The organism is Mangrovimonas sp. ST2L15 (genome assembly GCF_001280515.1).
In the GTDB taxonomy this organism is placed as follows: Bacteria; Bacteroidota; Bacteroidia; order Flavobacteriales; family Flavobacteriaceae; genus Mangrovimonas; species Mangrovimonas futianensis.
Map to the genome: position 1 here is coordinate 1 of NZ_LBIQ01000034.1, position 3,378 is coordinate 3,378.

Here is a 3,378-nt window from a genome sequence, read left to right on the forward strand (position 1 = left end):
CCGGAGTTGTAGCCTATCAGGTCGTTCATGGTGATCTGGTACGAGTATGCAAAATAGAACTTGGACTTCATGATCCCTGCCATGGGCCCAATGTTCAGCGGTTTGAAGAACTGGTCGTTCAGGAACCTGTAAGAGGCGCCTATCCAGTAGTAATCTTCTTTTCTGTTGAACTTTCTGTACTTGAAGTTGACATCTGTTGTAGACCTTCCGTCACTTGAGAAGTTCTGGTAGAAAATGGACGGTTCCATTTCGATGAACTTGTTGTTCTTGCTCTTGATGACATATCCTGTATATATCTGGTAGTTCCTGAGGAGTTCCGGCTCGATCTTTGAGAAATCGTAGTCATCGTTCCATTTTTTGTCCAGCAGGTTGTTTACGTTGAAGCTAAAGTAATAGCCTCCCCAACGGTACAGAGCCCCCACGTCGAAATTATTGTTTGAAGTGGCCCTATCATCTGTGACGTAGGGGTCAATTACCGGATCGTTGTATGTTGTCTGAAAATCTTCAATGTTGATCCTGAAATGGTTCAGGTTGTATGAAATCCCGAATGACAGGAACTGCCTTGACGGGTAGTCCAGTGTCAGGTGGTGAGAGAAAGAGACCTTGAGTCCTTTCTGTCTTGTGTTCCCGTTGCTGTCGTTGTAGAGTGAGAGCCCCACCCCGTTTTTGTTTGTGACCCTTGCATCGACGTACAGTGACTGGTTGTCCGGTGCGTCCTTGATCCCGACCCACTGTGTGAGCCCGTTGAGTCTGACCCTTAGGTTGTCACCTATCCCCGCATATGTTGGGGATAGGACAAAGTCATTATCGGCCAGGTACTGTGTCCATACCGGCAGGTTGAGCTCTTGGGCAAAGCTCCCCGTGGTACAGGCTAGCATGAGGAATATAAGTAGGTTTTTCATAATCATCAGTTTTTGTTAGGGTAGTGGGGCTACATGTTTATCATTATCTATATAGGGTAAAGTGTCCGACAAAATCCTTGTCCACCTGTGCGCTGTTCAGGTTTACCACGTACCAGTAATCCCCGGTAGGGAGTTCCTTTCCGTCGTACTTACCGTCCCATTTCTGTCCGACCTTAAGTGTGACGATCTTTCTTCCGTACCTGTCGAAAATCGAGAACTCGAGGTCCGGGTAGTTGTCCACACAGTCAGGTCCCCAGGTATCGGCAACTCCGTCCCCGTTGGGGGTAAAGTAGTTGGGTATACATGGGTCTATGAACTCGAGGTAGATGGTTGCCATGGCGGTACATCCCGCACTGTCTGTCACCGTTACGGTATGTGTACCGGTCTGGGTGATCATAAAGGAATTTTCCTGGCCATAGTCTTCACCGTTAAAAGTAAATTCATACTCACCGTTTCCACCTGTGGCCTGTGCGATGATCTCGTTCATGTCCCCCTCGACCAGCACAAGTGCCAGCGGGTCGTATCCTTCAATGTCGAACAGGTCGGTAACCACGATACATCCATTGGTATGTCTTACCTCGATATAGTGTCCCGCTCCCGGAGGCACGTCGTTGAATACGTTGCTCATCTGGTATGGTCCACCGTCAAGTGAATAGTCCAGTTGTGAGATATCGGTCAGTGTCTCGTCGACGGTCACGGTTACCGTATTGCTGGATAAGTTGTTTACACATAGGTACTCAACCGTTACCACAGCCTGTATGTTGGCCGCCTCAGGGAAGGTGATGTTCCACTCAGATTCACATCCCTCGCTGTCTCGCACATATACGATGTGGTCTCCGCCACCCAATCCCGTAAACTCAAACAGGGTCTGTCCAGGGGCACCTTGTGTATAAGGGCCGTCATAGTTGTCCAAGCTCACGCTGTATGGCGCGGTACCACCAGAAACCTCAATGCTGAACTCACCGTCCTGGTCTCCGGCACATACCTCAGGGTACATGGAATCCGGTACGATACCAATAATCACTGGTTCTGGTTCTGCTATGGAGAACTCAAATGTCAAATAACATCCCAATTCATCCTGCACGATCACTTCGTAATCCCCAGGGGCCAAGTCTTCAAAGACATTGGTCTGGAAGAACTGGTTCATCTGTGGTGATATGGCATACATGATAACGCCCGTACCACCCGTGGCATTGATGACAATGGAACCGTCACTGCTTCCAAAACATGTGACATCGTTGACCTCAAAAGTGGCCTCCAACGGATTTTGGGGTTCCGTAATACTGATGTTGGCAGTGGTTGCCAGACAGTCACCACTTTCTACCTGTACCACATAAGTACCAGCCAAAAGTTCGGTAAATACACCCGGGGTGTTCTGTACCGCGTTGATGGTGTTCCCAGAGGTATCCTGTAAGGTGTAGACATAGTCGCCCAGACCGCCCTGTGCACTTGCCACGATGGCTCCGGTATTGTCACCGGCACAGTTGATGGTCGGGTTTGTTGATTCCAGATTGACAATTAGATCTGGTAGTTCTTCAATGGTAATCTCATTGGTCACCCCAGTGGTACACCCGTTGGCATCCTGTACATAGAATTGGTGTGTTCCAGGAGACACAGAGAAGGTTACCGATGTGTTAAAGGTTCCCAGGGAGGTCCCGTTCGGAGTCGAGCTATAAGTGTATGGCGGCGTTCCACCGGTAGCACCCAAGGTCAGCTGCGCCTCGTTCAAACAAGTTGCCGTACTTTCCGTTACCAGGGCGGCATCCAGGATCTCTGGTTGGTCAATGACGATCTGTCCGGATACGAACTCACAGTTGTATCCATCGGTCACGGTCACGGTATAGGTACCTGCCCCTAGGTTTGCAAACACATTGGAAGTCTGCGGTCCCGAGGAACTTGCCGTTGGAGCGGTCATGTTCAAGGTATAGGTATAGTTTGATCCCTGTCCTCCCGTTACGTTCTCCACGGTTATGGAAGCATTTTGGTCACCAAAACAATCCAGCATGGTGGCACTTGGGGTCATGGTAGCAGCAATGGGCTCTGGTTCAGATAGCACCACATCCACTGATGCGATACACCCTCCGGCATCCATGACGTTTACGGTGTAGCTTCCCGCGGATAGTTCCGTAAAGTTATTGTTGGTCGAGTATGCAACAGTTGCATCCCCGGTAAGTTCATATTGGTAATCTCCCCAACCGCCATTGGCCATTACGTTAATGGTTCCGTTTGTATTGTCACAGGTCACATCCGAAGTGATATCTGCCACAAGGTCCAGGGTCTCGGTAGGCGAACTGATGACCACAGTGGATGTGGTACTACAGAACGGACTTTCGGTCTCGATGATCTCTACGGTAAAGGTTCCTGCTGCCATTCCGGTAACCGTTATCGGGTTGGTGGACGTGTTGGCTGCCACTGCACCGGTCACAGAGACACCGTTGGTATCGAATACCTCATAGGTATAGCTTCCCGAGTATCC

Annotated in this window: 2 protein-coding genes; both read right to left on the reverse strand. The window is 49.8% G+C overall.

Going from position 1 to position 3,378, the window contains the following annotated elements; translation table 11 throughout:
* A partial coding sequence (locus ZA07_RS13010) for a type IX secretion system membrane protein PorP/SprF (RefSeq protein WP_082316609.1) occupies window positions 1-902 on the reverse strand: 902 nt, incomplete at its 3' end.
* 43 nt (window positions 903-945) lie between these two features.
* The coding region (locus ZA07_RS13015; RefSeq protein ID WP_157492148.1) for a T9SS type B sorting domain-containing protein at window positions 946-3,378 on the reverse strand (2,433 nt) is incomplete at its 5' end.